Source organism: Acinetobacter sp. Swhac1 (assembly GCF_013390985.1).
GTDB classification, from domain to species: domain Bacteria; phylum Pseudomonadota; class Gammaproteobacteria; order Pseudomonadales; family Moraxellaceae; genus Acinetobacter; species Acinetobacter towneri.
The window spans coordinates 42,216-61,356 of record NZ_JACASN010000005.1 but is presented as its reverse complement, the minus strand read 5'-3'; the positions used below and the strand labels follow the sequence as shown (position 1 = coordinate 61,356).

17 protein-coding genes and 3 tRNA genes are annotated in these 19,141 nt (G+C 41.9%); 11 read left to right on the top strand and 9 right to left on the bottom strand.

Annotation, left to right across the window (positions count from 1 at the left end; all coding sequences use genetic code 11):
* Positions 1-213: 213 nt before the first annotated feature.
* Positions 214-2,043 (top strand): phosphoenolpyruvate carboxykinase (GTP), encoded by a 1,830-nt coding sequence (locus HX743_RS03870; RefSeq protein WP_004972137.1) that lies wholly within the window; start codon positions 214-216, stop codon positions 2,041-2,043.
* 292 nt (positions 2,044-2,335) lie between these two features.
* Entirely contained in the window at positions 2,336-2,770 is a 435-nt protein-coding gene (locus tag HX743_RS03865; RefSeq protein ID WP_026438295.1) for a hypothetical protein, read from the top strand.
* 39 nt (positions 2,771-2,809) lie between these two features.
* Here HX743_RS03865 and HX743_RS03860 read toward each other — a convergent pair whose 3' ends face one another.
* From HX743_RS03860 to folD, 3 genes are all read right to left on the bottom strand, one after another.
* Entirely contained in the window at positions 2,810-3,478 is a 669-nt protein-coding gene (locus HX743_RS03860; RefSeq protein WP_004972140.1) for a methyltransferase, read from the bottom strand.
* Entirely contained in the window at positions 3,475-3,666 is a 192-nt protein-coding gene (locus HX743_RS03855; RefSeq protein WP_178318549.1) for a hypothetical protein, read from the bottom strand. Before HX743_RS03855 ends, HX743_RS03860 begins: the two co-directional genes overlap by 4 nt.
* An 82-nt stretch (positions 3,667-3,748) precedes the next feature.
* The gene (gene folD / locus HX743_RS03850) at positions 3,749-4,597 is read right to left on the bottom strand and encodes a bifunctional methylenetetrahydrofolate dehydrogenase/methenyltetrahydrofolate cyclohydrolase FolD (protein ID WP_178318548.1); all 849 of its coding nucleotides are present in this window, start codon (positions 4,595-4,597) and stop codon (positions 3,749-3,751) included.
* 152 nt (positions 4,598-4,749) lie between these two features.
* On the opposite strand from folD, the gene HX743_RS03845 reads away from it, so the two are divergent.
* The 3 genes from HX743_RS03845 to HX743_RS03835 all read left to right on the top strand — a co-directional run bounded on the left by HX743_RS03845 (position 4,750) and on the right by HX743_RS03835 (position 5,765).
* A tRNA-Cys gene (locus tag HX743_RS03845) sits at positions 4,750-4,823 on the top strand.
* Positions 4,824-4,838: 15 nt separating this feature from the next.
* A tRNA-Leu gene (locus HX743_RS03840) sits at positions 4,839-4,924 on the top strand.
* A 109-nt stretch (positions 4,925-5,033) separates the two neighbouring features.
* Positions 5,034-5,765: a hypothetical protein gene (locus HX743_RS03835; RefSeq protein ID WP_178318547.1), complete on the top strand. Its 732-nt coding sequence runs from the start codon at positions 5,034-5,036 to the stop codon at positions 5,763-5,765.
* Between the two features lie 79 nt (positions 5,766-5,844).
* Here the strand turns inward: HX743_RS03835 and HX743_RS03830 are convergent, their stop codons facing one another.
* On the bottom strand, positions 5,845-7,617 hold the full coding sequence (locus HX743_RS03830; RefSeq protein WP_131260666.1) for an alkaline phosphatase: 1,773 nt from the start codon (positions 7,615-7,617) through the stop codon (positions 5,845-5,847).
* A 209-nt stretch (positions 7,618-7,826) separates the two neighbouring features.
* Here HX743_RS03830 and HX743_RS03825 point away from each other — a divergent pair.
* A tRNA-Leu gene (locus HX743_RS03825) sits at positions 7,827-7,912 on the top strand.
* Between the two features lie 119 nt (positions 7,913-8,031).
* Positions 8,032-8,457 (top strand): hypothetical protein, encoded by a 426-nt coding sequence (locus HX743_RS03820; protein ID WP_167845853.1) that lies wholly within the window; start codon positions 8,032-8,034, stop codon positions 8,455-8,457.
* A 25-nt stretch (positions 8,458-8,482) separates the two neighbouring features.
* Here the strand turns inward: HX743_RS03820 and HX743_RS03815 are convergent, their stop codons facing one another.
* The 4 genes from HX743_RS03815 to rlmE form a co-directional block, all read right to left on the bottom strand.
* A complete protein-coding gene (locus HX743_RS03815) occupies positions 8,483-8,797 on the bottom strand; it encodes a DUF5713 family protein (protein ID WP_131260668.1) in 315 nt (104 codons plus the stop codon).
* 91 nt (positions 8,798-8,888) lie between these two features.
* Positions 8,889-9,743 carry a dihydropteroate synthase gene (folP, locus tag HX743_RS03810; protein WP_214129009.1) on the bottom strand — a complete coding sequence of 285 codons (855 nt, stop codon included), beginning with the start codon at positions 9,741-9,743 and terminating at the stop codon, positions 8,889-8,891.
* Positions 9,744-9,921: 178 nt separating this feature from the next.
* On the bottom strand, positions 9,922-11,811 hold the full coding sequence (ftsH, locus tag HX743_RS03805) for an ATP-dependent zinc metalloprotease FtsH (RefSeq protein WP_004972155.1): 1,890 nt from the start codon (positions 11,809-11,811) through the stop codon (positions 9,922-9,924).
* A 136-nt stretch (positions 11,812-11,947) separates the two neighbouring features.
* Positions 11,948-12,598, bottom strand: a complete 651-nt coding sequence (gene rlmE / locus HX743_RS03800; RefSeq protein ID WP_004972157.1) for a 23S rRNA (uridine(2552)-2'-O)-methyltransferase RlmE — start codon at positions 12,596-12,598, stop codon at positions 11,948-11,950.
* Between the two features lie 297 nt (positions 12,599-12,895).
* Here rlmE and yhbY point away from each other — a divergent pair, with 297 nt between their 5' ends.
* Both yhbY and HX743_RS03790 read left to right on the top strand, forming a co-directional pair.
* A complete protein-coding gene (gene yhbY / locus HX743_RS03795) occupies positions 12,896-13,219 on the top strand; it encodes a ribosome assembly RNA-binding protein YhbY (RefSeq protein WP_004972158.1) in 324 nt (107 codons plus the stop codon).
* A gap of 6 nt (positions 13,220-13,225) precedes the next feature.
* The gene (locus HX743_RS03790) at positions 13,226-13,765 is read left to right on the top strand and encodes a DOMON-like domain-containing protein (protein WP_178318546.1); all 540 of its coding nucleotides are present in this window, start codon (positions 13,226-13,228) and stop codon (positions 13,763-13,765) included.
* A 125-nt stretch (positions 13,766-13,890) separates the two neighbouring features.
* Here HX743_RS03790 and HX743_RS03785 read toward each other — a convergent pair whose 3' ends face one another.
* A complete protein-coding gene (locus tag HX743_RS03785; protein WP_167845852.1) occupies positions 13,891-14,373 on the bottom strand; it encodes a hypothetical protein in 483 nt (160 codons plus the stop codon).
* Positions 14,374-14,696: 323 nt separating this feature from the next.
* Between HX743_RS03785 and carA the strand changes: the two genes are divergently transcribed.
* Both carA and carB read left to right on the top strand, forming a co-directional pair.
* Positions 14,697-15,836, top strand: a complete 1,140-nt coding sequence (gene carA / locus HX743_RS03780) for a glutamine-hydrolyzing carbamoyl-phosphate synthase small subunit (RefSeq protein ID WP_154320968.1) — start codon at positions 14,697-14,699, stop codon at positions 15,834-15,836.
* Positions 15,837-15,851: 15 nt separating this feature from the next.
* Positions 15,852-19,082: a carbamoyl-phosphate synthase large subunit gene (carB, locus tag HX743_RS03775; RefSeq protein ID WP_178318545.1), complete on the top strand. Its 3,231-nt coding sequence runs from the start codon at positions 15,852-15,854 to the stop codon at positions 19,080-19,082.
* Positions 19,083-19,141: the final 59 nt, after the last annotated feature.

The window sequence follows — 19,141 nt, the reverse complement described above, 5'->3', positions numbered from 1 at the left end:
ACAAAAAAGTTGTAAGCCCATGTTTCATATATGTTATTCATTATTTATATGGGTATTTTTCACATAAAGCTAAATCAAGCCTATGTCTTATTTTTTTTATGTTTTTGTGCTTTAATACAGCCACTTTTTTTTCATATTTCATCTGAACTATGTACCCCATCGTTCAGATTGTACTTTGTACACGATTTGTACACATTTAAGATAGGCCTCACCATGACCCAAGTGAACGCACCAGAATTCGTTCGTCACCCTAAGCTTATTGCATGGGTTGAAGAAATTGCAAAGTTAACGAAACCAGCAAAAATTGAATGGTGTGACGGTAGCGCAGAAGAATATCAACGTCTAATCGACTTGATGATCGCTAACGGCACCATGCAAGCATTAAACCAAGAAAAACACCCTGGTTCGTACCTTGCAAATTCAGATCCTTCTGACGTTGCTCGTGTTGAAGACCGTACTTACATCTGCTCTGAAAACAAAGAAGATGCTGGTGCGACGAACAACTGGGAAGCGCCAGCTGAAATGCGCGCTAAATTAAACGGTTTATTCGACGGTTCAATGGCTGGTCGTACCATGTATGTGGTTCCATTCTCTATGGGCCCATTAGGTAGCCACATTGCTCACATCGGTATTGAATTAACTGACTCTCCTTATGTTGCTGTCAGCATGTCTAAAATGGCTCGTATGGGTAAAGCTGTTTATGACGTATTGGGCACAGATGGCGAATTTGTTCCTTGCGTACACACTGTGGGCGCACCATTGGCTGAAGGCGAAAAAGACGTTGCTTGGCCATGTAACAAAGAAAAATACATTGTACATTATCCAGAAACTCGTGAAATCTGGTCGTATGGTTCTGGTTACGGCGGTAACGCATTATTGGGTAAAAAATGCTTAGCGCTTCGTATTGCTTCTGCAATGGGCCGTGAACAAGGCTGGTTAGCAGAACACATGCTTATTTTAGGCGTGACCAATCCACAAGGCGAAAAACACTACATCGCTGCAGCATTCCCTTCTGCATGTGGTAAAACCAACTTTGCGATGTTAATTCCACCTGCAGGTTACGAAGGCTGGAAAATTGAAACTGTAGGTGACGATATTGCTTGGATCAAACCAGGTGAAGATGGTCGCTTATATGCAATTAACCCAGAAGCTGGTTTCTTCGGTGTTGCTCCTGGTACAAACACCAAGACTAACCCGAACTGTATGGCAACTCTGCACAAAGACGTGATTTATACCAACGTTGCTGTGACTGACAACGGCGAAGTATGGTGGGAAGGTCTATCTAAAGAAGTTCCTGCAAACCTAACCAACTGGAAAGGTCAACCACACACTGGCGCAGAAAAAGCAGCTCATCCAAATGCGCGCTTCACTGTTGCAGCAGGTCAATGCCCTTCTATCGATGCTGACTGGGAAAATCCAGCAGGTGTTCCAATTTCAGCGTTCATCTTCGGTGGTCGTCGTGCAGACACAGTGCCTCTAATTTCAGAAGCATTTGACTGGGTAGATGGCGTATATAAAGCTGCAACTATGGGTTCTGAAACTACTGCAGCAGCCGTTGGTCAACAAGGTATTGTACGCCGCGACCCATTTGCAATGCTTCCATTTGCTGGTTACAACATGGCAGACTACTTCTCTCACTGGTTAGAAATGGGTGAGAAAGTTGGCGAAAAAGCAAAAGCTGCAGGCAACAAATTACCAGGTATTTACAACGTAAACTGGTTCCGTCGTGATGCAGAAGGCAACTTCGTATGGCCTGGTTTTGGTCAAAACATGCGTGTACTTGAGTGGATCATTGATCGTTGCGAAGGTCGTGCAGAAGCTGTTGAAACTCCAATTGGTTTTGTTCCAACGTATGAGCAATTGAACTGGACTGGTTTAGATTTCTCTAAAGAGCAATTTGAAACTGTAACAGCGCAAGACAAAGAACAATGGATCAAAGAGTTAGAAAGCCACACTGAGTTATTCAACAAACTTGGTGAGCGCCTACCTGCTGCATTGAAAGCACGTCAAGCTGCTTTACTTGAAGCGGTTAAATCTGCGTAATTCAACGCTGATTGCTAAGAAAAGGTCACTTCGGTGACCTTTTTTATTGCCCTAATATTTTAGTTGCTAAAAACATCAACATTCCAGCTTCAACATCCCCACCTGATGTGTAAATACTAAATAATACGAAGATTCAAGGTAAAAACATGACATCACAAGCACACGCTTATCAGCTCAAATATAGACAGCCTGCTACACCGCCAACAAAGCCATGCTTTGTCCTCTCAGCTATGGCATACTTCAAACAAGAATTAATGACTTCAAAACATGGGACATGATCATGAATAAAACCATGAAGAATACAATGATTATTTTGGCTATGACGGGACTTGGGTTAGGTTTATCCGCTTGTCAAAGTTTGCCTGAGCAAAACGAGAATAGTTTTGTTGGCTATAAAGTCGAAAGCAAAACTGATCGCACTGCCGTATTGGCTTATACGCTTGCAGGACGTCAAAACCAACAGCGCGATGAAAGTAAATTACAGCGTGCCTGCCAAAAAGAACTTGGTGCGCATAAAACTTATCAATTGCGGATTTTAAGTATTAATGAAGTGGTGAATCCTGCAGCCAACCAACAAGACCCGTATGGTCGCCAACTTGGGCAAAGCCGCACCTCTATTGGCTTATCGAACACACCTGAGCTACATAGCAGTGAAAACTATGCTACACGTCAGGCCTTAGATGCTCGCCCAAGCACACTGCGCATTGTGCGTTATAGCTGCAACTAATTCGCGCCACAAAACTGGCTTCCTATAAGACGTGATGAGTTATCGCGTCTTATAAAAACTCACATTACGGAACTCTTTGGCTTCATCCAAATCTGGCCATGTGGTCGCGCTGCGTTCATCTATTTTTATATATTGTGGATGACTAAAGTTTTTCACTCGGCTGTCTGCCACCCAAACTTCTGGGGCGAACTTTAAGAACTCATCTAAAAAAAAGCGATTGCATTGATCATAAAGTACATCGGCAGCCAACAATACATCCACTTGTTCTGCTTTGTATAGATCATCTAAATATTCAAGCACCACATCATTCAATTCAGCATTGGCTCGACAGGCTGCAAGACTAATGGGGTCAATATCACAACAAATTACCCGTTTGGCACCTGCCATTTTTGCAGCAATCGCCACCACGCCCGAACCTGCACCAAAGTCTAAAACGACTTTATTTTTTACTTGCTGCGGTTCTGCCAATAACCATTGCGCCATTGCAAGTCCTGAAGCCCAACAGAAAATCCAGTACGGCGTATCATTCCAAATACGACGAATCACTTCATCATCTAGCTTGTCGGTAGGAAATACTGGTGGAATAAGCCAAAGTGAAATAGGCGTTTCAGGCAATTGCTGTGCCAGTAATTCACAATTTGGAATTACATCATGTAAAGCATCTAAAAGATGTTCAGGGGCTTTAGGAAATTGAAAGGTACAGCTCATTGGATTTTTATTCGTTCTAATTTAAAAAGTTCCCCCTGCTTTTTTAAAGGAGAGGGAGCATTCATTATTTTTACAATGAATTCCCCACTCTTTTTTAGGAGAGTTAGGGAGAGAATTTTTAAGCCCTCATCCCAGCCTTCTCCCTGAGCCGTATACGGCGCAAGAGAAGGAGCATCCATTATTTTCACAATGAATTTCCCCTCTCCTGAGCAAAATTTAAAGCACTGCTTTTAAATTGAAGCGCAAGAGAGGGTTAGGGAGAGGTCTTCATCAACCTAACGCTTTCTCAGCCGCTTCAACCGTTTGACGAATCAAAGTTGTAATGGTCATTGGGCCAACGCCACCTGGTACAGGCGTATATGCAGAAGCAATCTCTTCAATGCCTTGCAATTGGATATCACCAACACCACCGCCATCACGTGGATGGAAGCCTGCATCAACAACCACAGCGCCTGGTTTGATCCAGTCTTTTTGAATCAATTCAGCTTTACCAACCGCACCCACAATAATGTCCGCTTGTTTCACAAAACTTGCAAGATCTTGGGTACGTGAATGGCAAATGGTCACTGTGGCATTGGCTTCAAGAAGCATCGCAGCCATTGGTTTACCTAAAATTGCCGAACGCCCCACAACAACGGCATGTTTGCCTGCAATTTCAATGTTGTTTTCTTTAAGAATGGTCATAATGCCTGCAGGTGTTGCAGAACCATATGCAGCTTCGCCCATTGCCATACGACCATAACCTAAACAGGTCACACCATCTACGTCTTTTGCAAGTGAAATCGCATCAAAACAAGCACGCTCATCAATTTGCGCAGGAACTGGGTGTTGCAACAAAATACCATGCACATCAGGATTGGCATTCAATTTTTCAATTTCTGCCAATAATTGTTCTGTGGTGGTTTCTGTTGGCAATTCTACTTTTAAAGAATCCATGCCCACACGACGGCAAGCATTGCCCTTCATGCGTACATAAGTTGCAGATGCACCGTCATCACCGACCAAAATAGTCGCTAGAATTGGGGTACGACCTGATTTTGCTTTTAACGCTTCTACACGTGTTAACAGATCAGCTTCAATTTGTTTTGCCAATGCACGACCGTCTAAAATTAATGCCACGGCACATCTCCAAATGTTGATATGAATCAATTTTGCAAATAATACATGATTATTTAGACTATTTTATTCTATATGTCGAATTAATGTGCATCTGCTCATTTAATAGTATTGTTTTTTTTTCAGAGCTTGCTAATATACGCATCACAAGACGCGGCGGGGTGGCAGAGTGGTCATGCAGCGGACTGCAACTCCGTGGACGCCGGTTCGATTCCGACCTCCGCCTCCAATCTTGTAAAACTATGCCCGAGTGGTGAAATCGGTAGACACAGGGGATTTAAAATCCCCCGCCCTCAAAGCGTGCCAGTTCGAGTCTGGCCTCGGGCACCATTTTAAAATAGATTAAAATGGTGCAAATAAAGAACCCAGCATTAAGCTGGTTTTTTTATGCCTAAATTTTAGGTTTTCCCCTCTTTATTCAATATTCAATGATGCCTCTATGAACCCTAAACAAGCGCTTCTTGATTTGCAGCAATTGCAACAACAATACCCTGCTGCATTTAAAAGAAATATTTTGTTTTATGGTTTTATTCAAAGCAAAGGCATGCTGGATGATTGGAAAGAAATGATTCCATGGGTCTTGGCCTGCCTGATTTTTATTCCTATTTCAATCAGTCTGGCGCACGGGATTCAAAACTTTGCACCGCAGTACGATGCCTTTCAAGCCAAGGCATTGGCGATTTTAGCCATCATGTTAGGTTTTATGCTGCTTCTACCTTATGTGTTGTATCAAATTAAACACAGTTCGGCATCGTGGTATCAACTACAGCAACATGCCACCATAAAAATAGCAGTATTGATTCTGCTACAAGCGGTAAATTTCGCCTATTTTCAGAGTGCAATTCTGCAAGGGATTTTATTCTTTTTCTGCATCAGTTTTGGTTTTGTACGTTTCTATAAAGAGAATATGTTCCGTGACCATATAAGCCTTGAACAAAAATATTGCTTAACGCAATTTCGCCGTGCTGCGTATTGGTCATATCGTCAAGCTGCTAAAATTCAATATCGGATGTATTTTTCCAATAAAAATAGCCCTCGTTTTGCCCAATTGAATCAGCAATATCAACATGCAATTCAGTTACATCAACAACTGATGCAGGCTGAACACAATTTATGTAAAAGGATTAAGTACATAGATTTAGATAGTTATATTCAAGATAAACTCGATTAAAACATCACGCCAAACATCAGAAAGATTATCAAAAAACCGAGCAACTTAGGCTCGGTTTTCTGTAAGTATCAGACTGATTTTAAGCAGTTTTAGCGACATCAATGATTGGTTTTAAGTCTACACCATACTTCTGTTGATGACCACGCGTATCATCGAGTTTGTATTCACGTGCCTTAACCGTATCTATAAACTTCCAATCTGCAACCACTTGCGCACGATCAAAAGTCACCGTTAAATAACCACGTTGATTTAAGTTGCAATAATCCAGTTCATCAATCAGTTCTTGAAAGGCATATTCCAACGCTGCCATTTCGTCTGCAGGCACATTTAAGTAATACTCAATTCCGGGCGATGATACCGAGCTGGTCGCGAATTCCAACCCAACCTCATGATTTGTTTCATGTGTATGCAAGGTTGCAGCCCAAGCATTGTGAGTATCACCTGCCAACACCACTGTTTTTTTCCCAAGTTGCTGCAATGTCCCATACACAACTTCTCGCTCGTAGGCATAACCATCCCAAGCATCGAGGTTATAAGGTGCAACCGCATACAAACGTGCCTTATCTACTGCTGTCAAAGTTGGATCATTCGCTTTTAAACGCAATTTCAGCGTGACCAATTCTGTAATTTTCTGCTTCATTTGTGCAAGTGTTTCAGGTTGCTGATCACCATTGGTGATTTTCGCTAAAGGCAATAACAGTTCTTGTGGAATCAGTATTTTCGCCATCAACACTTGTTGAGCCAAAACATTCCAAGTAGCCCTAGACTGCCCCAACTGCTTTTGCAACCATTCTCGTTGAACTCCACCCATCAATGTGCGTTGATCACTAAATAAATCTGCCTGAAATTTAGCAGCATCAATACCTTCTGCCGTCATATAGTTAGCATAATCTAATTGCTTATGACGCGCCAAAATACGCGTATCCAGCATCATCAGATTCACCAAACCACCAAAATCAAACTGGCGATAAATATTCAAATGATCATTTTCTGCAACTGGACGAATTGGCATCCACTCGAAATAAGCCTGTAATGCCGCAATTTTACGTTCTATAAAGCTGCCTTCACCTTCTTGATGATTATCTGCACCCGCTTCCCAAGTATCATTACTGAGTTCATGGTCATCCCAAATGACAATAAATGGATGGCGTTGGTGAGCAGTCTGCAAATCAGCATCGGTACGATATAAAGCATAACGTTTACGATAATCATCTAACTTGATAATTTCTTTATCATTGTCTGCAGCAAAGGTACGTCCTAACTGTTTTGCATCGTCAGTCGCGTAGCCACCTTGTCCATATTCATAAATATAATCACCCAAGTGAATAATCACATCCAGATTGTTTTCCTGTGCCATTTCTTTATACACATGAAAATAACCTGCGGGATAGTTCGAGCAAGAACAGACCGCAAATTTCACTTGATCGCTGCGTTGTGGCAAGGTTTTGGTCTGTCCTATAGCAGAAACCGTATTACCAAAGCGGAAACGGTAATAATATTTAGTCCCTGCCTGTAAACGATCTGCGTCCACTTTAACAGTAAAATCTTGCGCTGCGCTGGTTTGTACTTTGCCAGTATTTACCAATTGCTTAAACGCCTCATCGCTGGCAATTTCCCAAACCACTTCAATGCATGCTGCCATGTCACTTGGCGTTACACGTGTCCATAAAATGATACGATCATGCAGCGGATCACCACTGGCGACACCATGCAAAAACTGCACCTTTAATGCATTTTCTGCTGTATTTTCATTGTCATCACCACATGCAGTTAATGCGACTGGCAATGACAACGCCCCAAAACCAGCCAAACTTTTTTGAATCAGCTCTCGGCGAGTTAAGCGAATGTTCATGAATATTCCTTTTATTTTTCTTGAGCGCTCAACATAGAAATTTATGATTTCGCTTTGATCTCAAATTCATGAAATATTGATGACAAACAGCAGAAATATACTGCAAACCGAACTTTTTTCAAGCTAATAAGTTGAATTGATTGAAAAGAAAGCAATTGTAAATAAATTTACTTGCCAAGATTTATTTCGTCCTCTATTATTGCGCACATGCCCGAGTGGTGAAATCGGTAGACACAGGGGATTTAAAATCCCCCGCCCTCAAAGCGTGCCAGTTCGAGTCTGGCCTCGGGCACCATTTTAATGAATCAAATCATTCAAATGGTGCAAATAAAGAACTCCAGCATTAAGCTGGTTTTTTTATGCCTAAAAAATATAATATTGAAAACGATAACACTTATGTGCCGATGATTTGAAATGTCTCTACAACGCTTTATCTTCTCTTTCAAATGGGTGATCTGTTTATGCTGCTTGCTCAGTTTTGCAAGCCATGCACAAAATCCCAGCCTTGAGTCAGCAACCGAATCCGTAAACCCAATTGAAACTGATGCAGAATTTTATGATGTTTTTGCAGGAACATTGCAATATAAAAATCAAGAATTACAATTACGTCGTTGCAGCTTAGGCAACAATTTATATTTATTAAATTTCCAAAATCCTGAAGAAGAAAAGCAACTCAAAACTTTGCTGCAACAAAATACAAAGTTTTGGGTCAATTTAATTGCACAGCCGAATGAACATAATGGGCTATATACGTTGAATGTTCGGGAAATTGCAGAACTACATACACAGCAAAGTTGCCATTTGGATGATGTTTTAGATGATTTATTGAATCACCCATAAATTAAAGCTGAAAGAGAGTGACCTATCACCACTCTCTCGTTGCAATCAATTCTTCCATTTCAATCTCGAAATAGCCTTGATCTTGCAGCACCATCATCATCGCCTCAGCAATATAATCTGCTGCGGTATCGTCCAAATCTGAATCCAGATCTTCAAATTGTGGTTTCATTTTATTAATGGCTTGCACGGTCTGATCTGCAAAATGATAAATATCGGTTTCAGATAAATTGGATTTAGACACGTGTTTTGCAAACTGTTGAATCAGTTGTTTTAACTCAGCAACTAAAATATCAGGATAAAACTCATCATCAAACATCGGGAGAAGTAAATCTGCAAACATACAAGCACTCAAAAATACAGAGATTCAAGCGTGCCTATATAGCATAAGCAAGGCTTTAATTCTAGCTTCGCCCTAAATCTATAAACTGCAATTAATTTGCCAACTGCATTGCTTGCCAGACTTTAATGGCGTCAGACATAGCCTTAACATCATGCGCACGCACAATACATGCACCTTGCTGAATACTGAGTAAATGTGCCGCTACAGAACCAACTGCACGCTGTGTTGGCTCTGCCCCACCCAAAGCTTCACCAATAAAGCTTTTACGGGACAATGCCGATAAAATTGGATACCCCATACCATTCAGTTGATGCAACTCATTTAACAATTTCAGATTCTGTTGTGCATTTTTCGGCAAACCAAAACCTGGATCAATCATGATATTTTCAGGCTTGACCCCTACCGCCAAAGCATCAGCGACACGTTGCTGCAATTCTGCAATCACATCTGCAGTGACATCATCATATTGATCTAAATTGTTCATGGTGGTCGGTTCACCACGCATGTGCATAATAATCACGGGGATATTTAACTCAGCAGCTGTTTGCAACGCATTTGGACGGGTCAGCGCACGTACATCATTCCAGATATGCGCCCCCGCAGCTACGGCAGCACGAATCACTTCAGGCTGTGACGTATCAATCGAAAGCACCACATCATAAGCAGATAAGGCTTCTACCACAGGTACCACACGACGAATTTCTTCTTCTACACTCACAGGGCTGGCTCCCGGACGTGTTGACTCTCCGCCAATATCAATCACCGTTGCACCTTCGGTTATCATTTCCAAAGCACGCGCCACAGCAGCATCTTTTTCATTATGTCGCCCACCATCACTAAACGAGTCTGGTGTCACATTTAGAATTCCCATCACATGCGGCTGAGATAAATCTAAACGCAAACGTCCACATTGCAATACACGTTTGGGTAATGGCATTAGCTGCATGCTGGTCTTCCTTTCAATTTGAAAAGCTTATTTTAACATGGCTAATTTTAAAGATGTGGAATTCTTTTCGATGAGCGTCAACAGACCTCAATATTCCGGTCACAACTGCACATAAACCACACGAACAAAAAAAAAGAGCCTTTATACAAAGACTCTTTTTTAACATCATGTGAGCTGATTAGCTCGCTGGTAATGGTGGCGGTGTGCTTGGACCATCGGTTGGTGTTACATCAATCACAGGATTGTCTGCAATATACACCTTCGGTGGCTGTGGCTCACGACCTTCCATAATGTCACGGATTTGGTCACGATCAATGGTTTCCCATTCCAACAATGCTTTTACCATTGCGTGGGCAATGTCTTGGTTATTTTCCAAAATATCGCGGGCAACTTTATATTGCTCATCAATAATACGACGAACTTCAGCATCCACTTGTTGCTGGGTGGCTTCAGAAATCGTACGGCTGCCTAAACTACCCATGAATGATTGTTGTGTATCGTCTTCATAGACCATTACGCCTAACTTGTCAGACATACCGTATTTGGTCACCATCGCACGTGCTAATTTAGTCGCACGCTCAAAGTCATTCGATGCACCTGTCGACATTTGATTAATAAAGACTTCTTCTGCAATACGACCACCAAACAAGATAGACAAGTCGTTCAGCATTTTGTCTTTATAATGGCTAGTTTGGTCATGTTCAGGCAATTGCCATGTCACACCCAATGCCCAACCACGCGGCATAATCGTCACTTTATGCACAGGGTCTGTACCTGGCAGCATTTCAGCGACAATCGCATGGCCTGCTTCATGATAAGCAGTTGCACGGCGCTCTTCTTCACGCAGTACCATCGACTTGCGTTCAGGGCCCATATACAACTTGTCTTTAGCATCTTCAAAGTCGTGCATATCCACCGTGTTTTTATTACGACGGGCAGCAAACAATGCAGCTTCATTCACAAGGTTCGCCAATTGCGCACCAGAGAAGCCTGGTGTACCACGTGCCAAGACTTTGACATCTACACCTGTAACTGAAGGCAGTTTTTTCAAGTGAACATTCAGAATTTGCTCACGACCTTTAATGTCTGGCAAGCCAACCATTACTTGACGGTCAAAACGACCTGGACGCAATAAAGCTTTATCCAGTACATCGGCACGGTTTGTCGCAGCGATAACAATAATGCCTTCATTGCCTTCAAAACCATCCATTTCAACAAGCATTTGGTTAAGTGTTTGCTCACGTTCATCGTGACCACCACCTGTACCTGAACCACGGTGACGACCTACCGCATCAATCTCATCAATAAAGATGATACATGGTGCATGGCGTTTAGCTTGCTCAAACATATCACGAACACGAGAAGCACCTACACCCACGAACATTTCAACGAAGTCAGAACCAGAAATGCTGAAGAATGGAACTTTGGCTTCGCCTGCAATGGCTTTGGCCAATAAGGTTTTACCTGTACCCGGTGGACCTACCATCAACACACCTTTAGGAATAGTTGCACCTAAACGCTTGAATTTAGCAGGGTCTTTTAAGAAATCTACAATTTCAACTACTTCTTGTTTTGCTTCGTCACAACCCGCAACATCTGCAAATGTGACTTTAATTTGGTCTTCAGACAACATTTTAGCTTTAGATTTACCAAAGCTCATCGGGCCGTTTTTACCACCTGCACCGCCACCCATGTTGCGCATAAAGAACATGAATAACAAAATGATTAAAAGTACAGGGAAACTTGCGATCAATAGTTGCATTAACAAACCTTGACGTTGAGGTGCAGTACCTTCAACAACAACGTTGTTTTTAATCAGATTCGGCATCAGTTCAGGATCTTGAACTGCTGGACGAATGCTTTCAAAGGACGAGCCGTTGACTTTTTCGCCACTAATTCTTTCGCCATCAATTGTGACTTGCTTAATTTGACCAGCATTCACCGCTGTAACGAACTCTGAATAGTTCATTGCAGTTGGCTTTTCACTGTTATTGATGTTGCTGAAAATTAGAATCAGCACACCAAGTATAATCAGCCACAATACGGCATTCTTGAAGAGATCGCTCAAAGCTTTATTCCCATATCAATCTAATTTGATCATGCCCGTTACTGGGTGACCTTTCATTCAAAAAGCTGAAGATCAGCTAGACAATTCATTAAAAACGTACAAAATGCACAATTTTTAACGGCTTGGCAAGTAAACTTTATTTAGACGCTTTTTTACGTCCTTGTCCAATAAGGAATACTTCTTTGGAACGCGCGCGTGAAGCAGCGGGTTTTGCTGTCTTTAACACATCAAAACTGTCCACGACCTGTTTACGAAATTCGTCAAATCCCGAACCTTGGAACACTTTGACCACAAACTGACCATTAGGTCCCAATACGCGATTGGCAAAATCGAGAGCCAACTCACATAAGTAAATTTGACGCGGTTGATCTACAGCTTTATTACCTGATGTATTGGGGGCCATATCGGAAATTACAACGTCTACCGTGCGTCCGTTTAAAATATTTAACAATTTTTCGAACACTTCTTCTTCGCGGAAGTCACCTTGTAAAAAGGTCACATCTGGTAATGCGTCCATTTCCAAAATATCGGAAGCGATCACCAAACCTTTGTCGCCGACAAGTTTCCCTGCGATTTGCGACCAACTACCTGGTGCTGCACCTAAGTCCACCACCGTCATGCCCGGTTTAATCAGTTTATATTTTTCTTGAATCTCAAGTAGTTTGTATGCAGCACGTGCACGATACCCTTCTTTTTGCGCTCTTTTCACAAAGGGATCATCTAGGTGCTCTCTCATCCACGCACGACTACTTTTGGATAACTTTTGGTTGGTAATGCGTGTTGCCATAACTCTCTTAGTAACGAATAGCCATCTAAATTGCGATTGTACGTGAAAATTAGCAAGCTTGCAGTAGACATCTGTATCTAAATGCCAATAACTGACAAGTTTTTTCTATTAAATCCATCGCTTATTTCTGTACTGTGGCATAAAAAACCACACTCATCACAGATGGATAAACCTAAGCAAATGTTCTATTTTGATATTTTTGCACTGCTGCATGTTCGCGGATTATTTGCATAGAATTTACAGCGTTTCAAATTGGCTTTTGTTATACTAAGCCGTTTTTAAAATTAGGTTATCTTTATGGCGGCTCTCTCTATTCAGGAACGCAAGCGTTTACGTCAAATTGGTCATGCACTTAACCCTGTAGTGATGGTTGGCGGTCAAGGTTTGACTGAAAATGTAATTGAAGAAACCAACCGTGCTTTAAACGATCACGAATTGATTAAAGTTAAAATTGGTGGTGAAGACCGTGAAGTACGTGCAGCTGTAATTACTGAAATTGCTGCAGCAACAGGTTCTGAAGTGGTACAAACAATTGGTAAAATTGCTTTGCTTTATAAAAAAGCAGCAAAACAAAATGCCAAGTTGTCAAATTTAGTTCGTCACGCTCATTTGTCTAACTAAGCTTATATGGCAAGTTACGAACTCAGCGCCTTTGATCGTCAGTTTCAAGCGATTTCTTTGGTCGGTGCAATTGAACAACAAAGTCCGTTTAGCTTAAATGTAGGTTATTGGCTGCGTGATCCGAATCAGTGGGTCGAATGGCCTGCATTGGTGACTTCACATCCACGTCATGACTTTTTGTGGGAACAGACCTGCTTTGAAATTTTCATTGGCGTTCAGGGCGAAGATTTTTATCGTGAAATCAATCTCTCCCCTTCTCAAGCTTGGCAAGCCTATGCCTTTGAAGAATATCGTTATCCTGAGCAAATGCCACCTGTGGCCGCTTATGATATTGAGTTGAATCAGCTAAAACGTACGCATTACGGTTTAAATGTCAGTTTGGATTTAACCGAATTTATGCTGAAACATAAACTGAAATGGACAGATTTGTTTATTGGGCTCACAGCTGTATTAAAAACCAGTCAAGGCGAGCAATTTTATGCCATGCAACACAGCAGCCCTGCCGCCGATTTTCACAATAAGCGCGATTGGCTACATCAGTTCTAACTGTGATTAATAGTAGTTTAGATTGAAACAACTAGTTTTTGGTTTGAGCAAGAAATTTAAATAAAAAAGTGAGGCGCATGACCTCACTTTTTTTTATGGCTGAATCAGCAACAGATTAAACTGGATTATGCTTGATCAGTTTCATCATTAGTTTCAGTTTTTGATGGATTTACTTTTTTCCACGCTTCTAGTGTGTGCTCTTTAGAACGCTTAAAAGTTTCAGCCAATTGATCTTTGTGTTTTACTGAAATGCTGCTGACATCTTCTTTCAACTCTTTACCAAGTTTAGAAAGATCTTCAATAATTGCGCTAAATTCAGTTTTTACAAAGTCTTTTAATTCGCCCAAATCTTTAGGTGAACTGCCAAATTGTGCTTTTAAAGCTTCAATTTTTTGCAACACATCTTGCTTTAACTGACCCAATTGCTCTTGCACGCTGGCATTGAGTTGTTTTGCTTCGGCTTGAAGTTTTTCTTGCGTTTCCGCAACTACATCAAGCACCTGCTCTTTGGCATCATGCGTTACTTTTTCAAGCCTTTCAGCGCCTTCACTTACTGCTTTGATTGCACTGTTTTGTGGTTCAGTGGCTGATTTATCTTGTTCAGTCATTCGCTTTTACCCAAGGTCGTTGTTGTTTATAAATTAAGCATAAGGCAATTTAGACTCAAATGGGTTTTGGATTGTCTAACAATCGTAGATTGCTTACATTTGGACTACACGCTAAAACATAAACCTAGCAAAAAAAGCAAGTCTTTTATCTTACATATTCGTTAGATTCACAATGGACTTTTGGCGAGTTCATGCGTATAATGCAATGTTAAGTTCAAGCGAGCAGACATAGGAGGGTAGGTTTAAATATTGACCTTCCTTTTTTTTCGTCTACTCGCTTTTTTACAGCCCTATTTTTGTGGTTTTAGTTCAGGAGCTTTGGTTTGAGCACCCCCGCCATTTTAGCCCTCGCCGACGGTACAATCTTTAAAGGTACGTCTATCGGTGCAACGGGAAGCACGACTGGTGAAGTCGTTTTTAACACTGCCATGACTGGCTATCAAGAAATTTTGACCGACCCGAGTTATGCACAACAACTTGTGACTTTAACTTACCCACATATTGGGAACACTGGTTGCAATGATGAAGATGTTGAGTCAGGTCGAATTCATAAAGTATGGGCAAACGGTTTAATTATCCGTGATTTGCCTTTATTACACAGTAACTTCCGTTCTACTCAATCTTTAGGCGAATACTTACAACAACACAATGTTGTTGCAATTGCCGATATTGATACCCGTAAATTGACCCGTATTTTACGTTCCAAAGGTGCGCAAAACGGTTGTATTCTTGCTGGTGAAAATATCACTGAAGAAGAAGCAATTGCAAAAGCACGTGCATTTGGCGGCTTAAACGGCTTAGATCTTGCAAAAGTATGCTGCGACCCTGAAGGTTTTGAATGGACTGAAGGTTCATGGGAACTTGGCAAAGGCTTTACTCAACCTGAACTTAAATATCATGTGGTTGCATACGATTACGGTGTCAAAACCAACATCCTGCGTATGCTCGCAGACCGCGGTTGCAAATTAACCGTTGTTCCTGCACAAACCCCTGCTGAAAAAGTCCTTGCGTTAAACCCAGATGGCATTTTCTTGTCAAATGGCCCTGGCGATCCTGCTGCATGTGACTACGCAATTGAAGCTGTAAAAACAATTGTAGAAACCACGAATACTCCTGTATTTGGTATCTGTTTAGGTCACCAAATTCTTGCACTTGCATCAGGTGCAAAAACAATGAAAATGCCGCACGGTCACCACGGCGCAAACCATCCTGTACAGAACTTAGAAACTGGTACAGTGATGATTACTTCTCAGAACCACGGCTTCGCGGTAGATGAAAGCACCTTACCAAGCAATGTATGTTCAACGCATCGTTCATTGTTCGATGGCACAAACCAAGGTATTCATCGTACAGACAAGCCTGCATTTAGCTTCCAAGGTCACCCAGAAGCAAGTTCAGGTCCACATGACTGCGCACTCTTGTTCGATCATTTCATCGAACTTATTGAAGCCGCTAAGAAGTAATTAAGGAGCGAAATAATGCCTAAACGTACGGATATTAAAAGCATCTTAATTATTGGTGCTGGTCCTATTGTTATTGGTCAGGCTTGTGAGTTTGACTATTCTGGTGCTCAAGCATGTAAAGCGCTGCGTGAAGAAGGTTACCGCGTTATTTTGGTAAACTCGAACCCTGCGACCATCATGACTGACCCTGCAATGGCAGATGCAACTTATATCGAGCCAATCACTTGGCAGACTGTTGCAGCAATCATTGAAAAAGAACGTCCAGATGCAGTACTTCCGACCATGGGTGGTCAAACTGCATTGAACTGTGCGCTTGCATTAGATGCCAACGGTATTTTAGCCAAATACAATGTTGAATTAATTGGTGCAACCAAAGACGCGATTGAAAAAGCCGAAGACCGTAAATTGTTTGATGAAGCAATGCGCAAAATTGGTCTTGAGTGTCCAAAAGCAGCAATTGCTGAATCTATGGAAGAAGCACTTGAGATTCAATCTCGCTTTGGCTTCCCTGTGATTATTCGTCCATCATTCACCATGGGTGGTTCTGGTGGCGGTATCGCATATAACAAAGAAGAATTCCTTGAAATCTGTGAACGCGGTTTCGATCTTTCTCCAACCAAACAATTATTGATTGATGAATCACTTATTGGTTGGAAAGAATATGAGATGGAAGTTGTACGTGATAAAAACGACAACTGTATCATCGTATGTTCAATCGAAAACTTTGACCCAATGGGCGTGCACACTGGTGACTCAATCACCGTTGCTCCTGCGCAAACTTTGACGGACAAAGAATACCAATTGATGCGTAATGCATCTTTAGCAGTACTGCGTGAAATTGGTGTAGAAACAGGTGGTTCTAACGTTCAGTTCGGTATTTGCCCGAATACTGGTCGTATGGTTGTGATTGAGATGAATCCACGTGTATCTCGTTCATCTGCACTTGCATCTAAAGCCACTGGTTTCCCAATTGCAAAAGTTGCAGCGAAATTGGCTGTGGGTTATACCCTTGATGAACTGAAAAATGACATCACAGGCGGTACCACTCCTGCGGCATTTGAACCATCAATTGACTACGTTGTCACTAAAGTTCCACGTTTCAACTTTGAAAAGTTCCCGCAAGCAGATGCGACTTTAACCACACAGATGAAATCTGTAGGTGAAGTGATGGCAATTGGCCGTAACTTCCAAGAGTCGATCAACAAAGCGCTTCGTGGTTTGGAAACTGGTTCTTGCGGTTTTGACGAACAAATTGAAGTGGGTGCTGAAGGCGCACGTGACAAAATTTTGGTTGAACTCAAAGTTCCTGGCCCAGAGCGTATTTGGTACGTGGCAGACGCTTTCCGTCATGGCTTCTCTGTAGAAGACGTATTCCAAGCGACCAAAATTGACAAATGGTTCCTCGTTCAGATTGAAGACATTGTTAAAACTGAAGAACAAATCAAATCTTTAGGTTTTGGTGACTTAACTGCTGAAAATGTACGTTCATTTAAACGCAAAGGTTTATCTGACTTACGTATTGCCAACTTGATGGGCATTTCACAAAAGCAATTCCGTAAACAACGTTGGAACATGGGTGTATATCCTGTTTACAAACGTGTAGATACCTGTGCTGCAGAGTTTGAATCTGACACTGCTTACATGTATTCAACTTACGATGAAGAGTGTGAATCAAATCCATCTACCAAAGACAAAATCATGGTCATTGGTGGCGGTCCAAACCGTATTGGTCAAGGTATCGAATTCGATTACTGCTGTGTACACGCAGCCCTTGCTATGCGTGAAGATGGTTTTGAGACCATCATGGTGAACTGTAACCCTGAAACCGTATCTACCGATTACGACACTTCAGACCGTTTGTACTTTGAACCAATTACTTTGGAAGATGTACTTGAAATCGTACGTACAGAAAAGCCAAAAGGCATTATCGTACAGTACGGTGGTCAAACTCCATTGAAATTGGCACGCGCTTTAGAAGAGGCAGGTGCGCCAATTATTGGTACATCACCAGATGCAATTGACCGTGCAGAAGACCGTGAGCGTTTCCAGCAAATGATTCAACGTCTGCAATTGCGTCAGCCTAACAACAGCATTGTAAAATCTGCTGAAGAAGGTATCGCAGAAGCAGCGAAAGTGGGTTACCCGCTCGTTGTTCGTCCATCTTATGTATTGGGTGGTCGTGCAATGGAAATCGTGTATAACGAAGAAGAATTGAAACGCTACTTGCGTGATGCAGTTCAAGCATCTAACGATGCACCTGTACTGTTAGACCGTTTCTTGGATGATGCGATTGAAGTTGACGTAGACTGCGTATCTGACGGTAAAGATGTGGTTATTGGCGGTATTATGCAGCACATCGAACAAGCAGGTATTCACTCTGGCGACTCAGCATGTTCAATTCCACCTTATTCATTGTCAGATGAAGTACAGGACGAAATGCGTCGTCAAACTGTTGCAATGGCAAAAGAGTTGGGCGTTATTGGTCTAATGAACGTACAGTTTGCAGTGAAAGGCAATGACGTTTATATCTTGGAAGTGAACCCACGTGCATCACGTACTGTTCCGTTCGTTTCTAAGTGTATTGGCGAATCATTGGCTAAAGTTGCAGCACGTTGTATGGCAGGTCAATCTTTAGAAGCACAAGGCTTTACTAAAGAAATTATTCCGCAACACTTCTCTGTGAAAGAAGCTGTGTTCCCATTCAACAAGTTCCCTGGTGTAGACCCTGTGCTTGGGCCTGAGATGAAATCTACAGGTGAAGTGATGGGTGTGGGCAAAACTTTTGGTGAAGCATTCTATAAAGCTGTGTTAGGCTCGAATGATCGCTTACCAGGAATCCCAACTGAAGGCGAAGTAAAACATGCATTCTTATCTGTACGTGAGTCAGATAAACCGCATGTGGCGCGTATTGCAAAACAATTGGCTGATTTTGGCTTCAAACTTGTTGCAACGGGTGGTACGCATAAAGTCATCACCGATGCAGGTATTGAGTGTGAACGTGTGAATAAAGTGACTGAAGGTCGCCCACACATTGTAGACCGTTTGAAAAATGGTGAGATTCACCTCATCATCAATACTTCTGAAGGCAAACAAGCTCAGCAGGATTCATTCTCAATCCGTCGTTCTGCATTGCAAGGTAAAGTGTATTACACCACGACCTTGAATGGCGCAGATGCTGTATGCCAAGCCTTAGCGATTAAATTACCAATGGATGTATATCGCCTGCAAGATCTTACTGTAGGTTAATACATTTCAATAAAGTCCCGTCACCTTTCGGGTGGCGGGCTTTTTTCATTTATAGACTT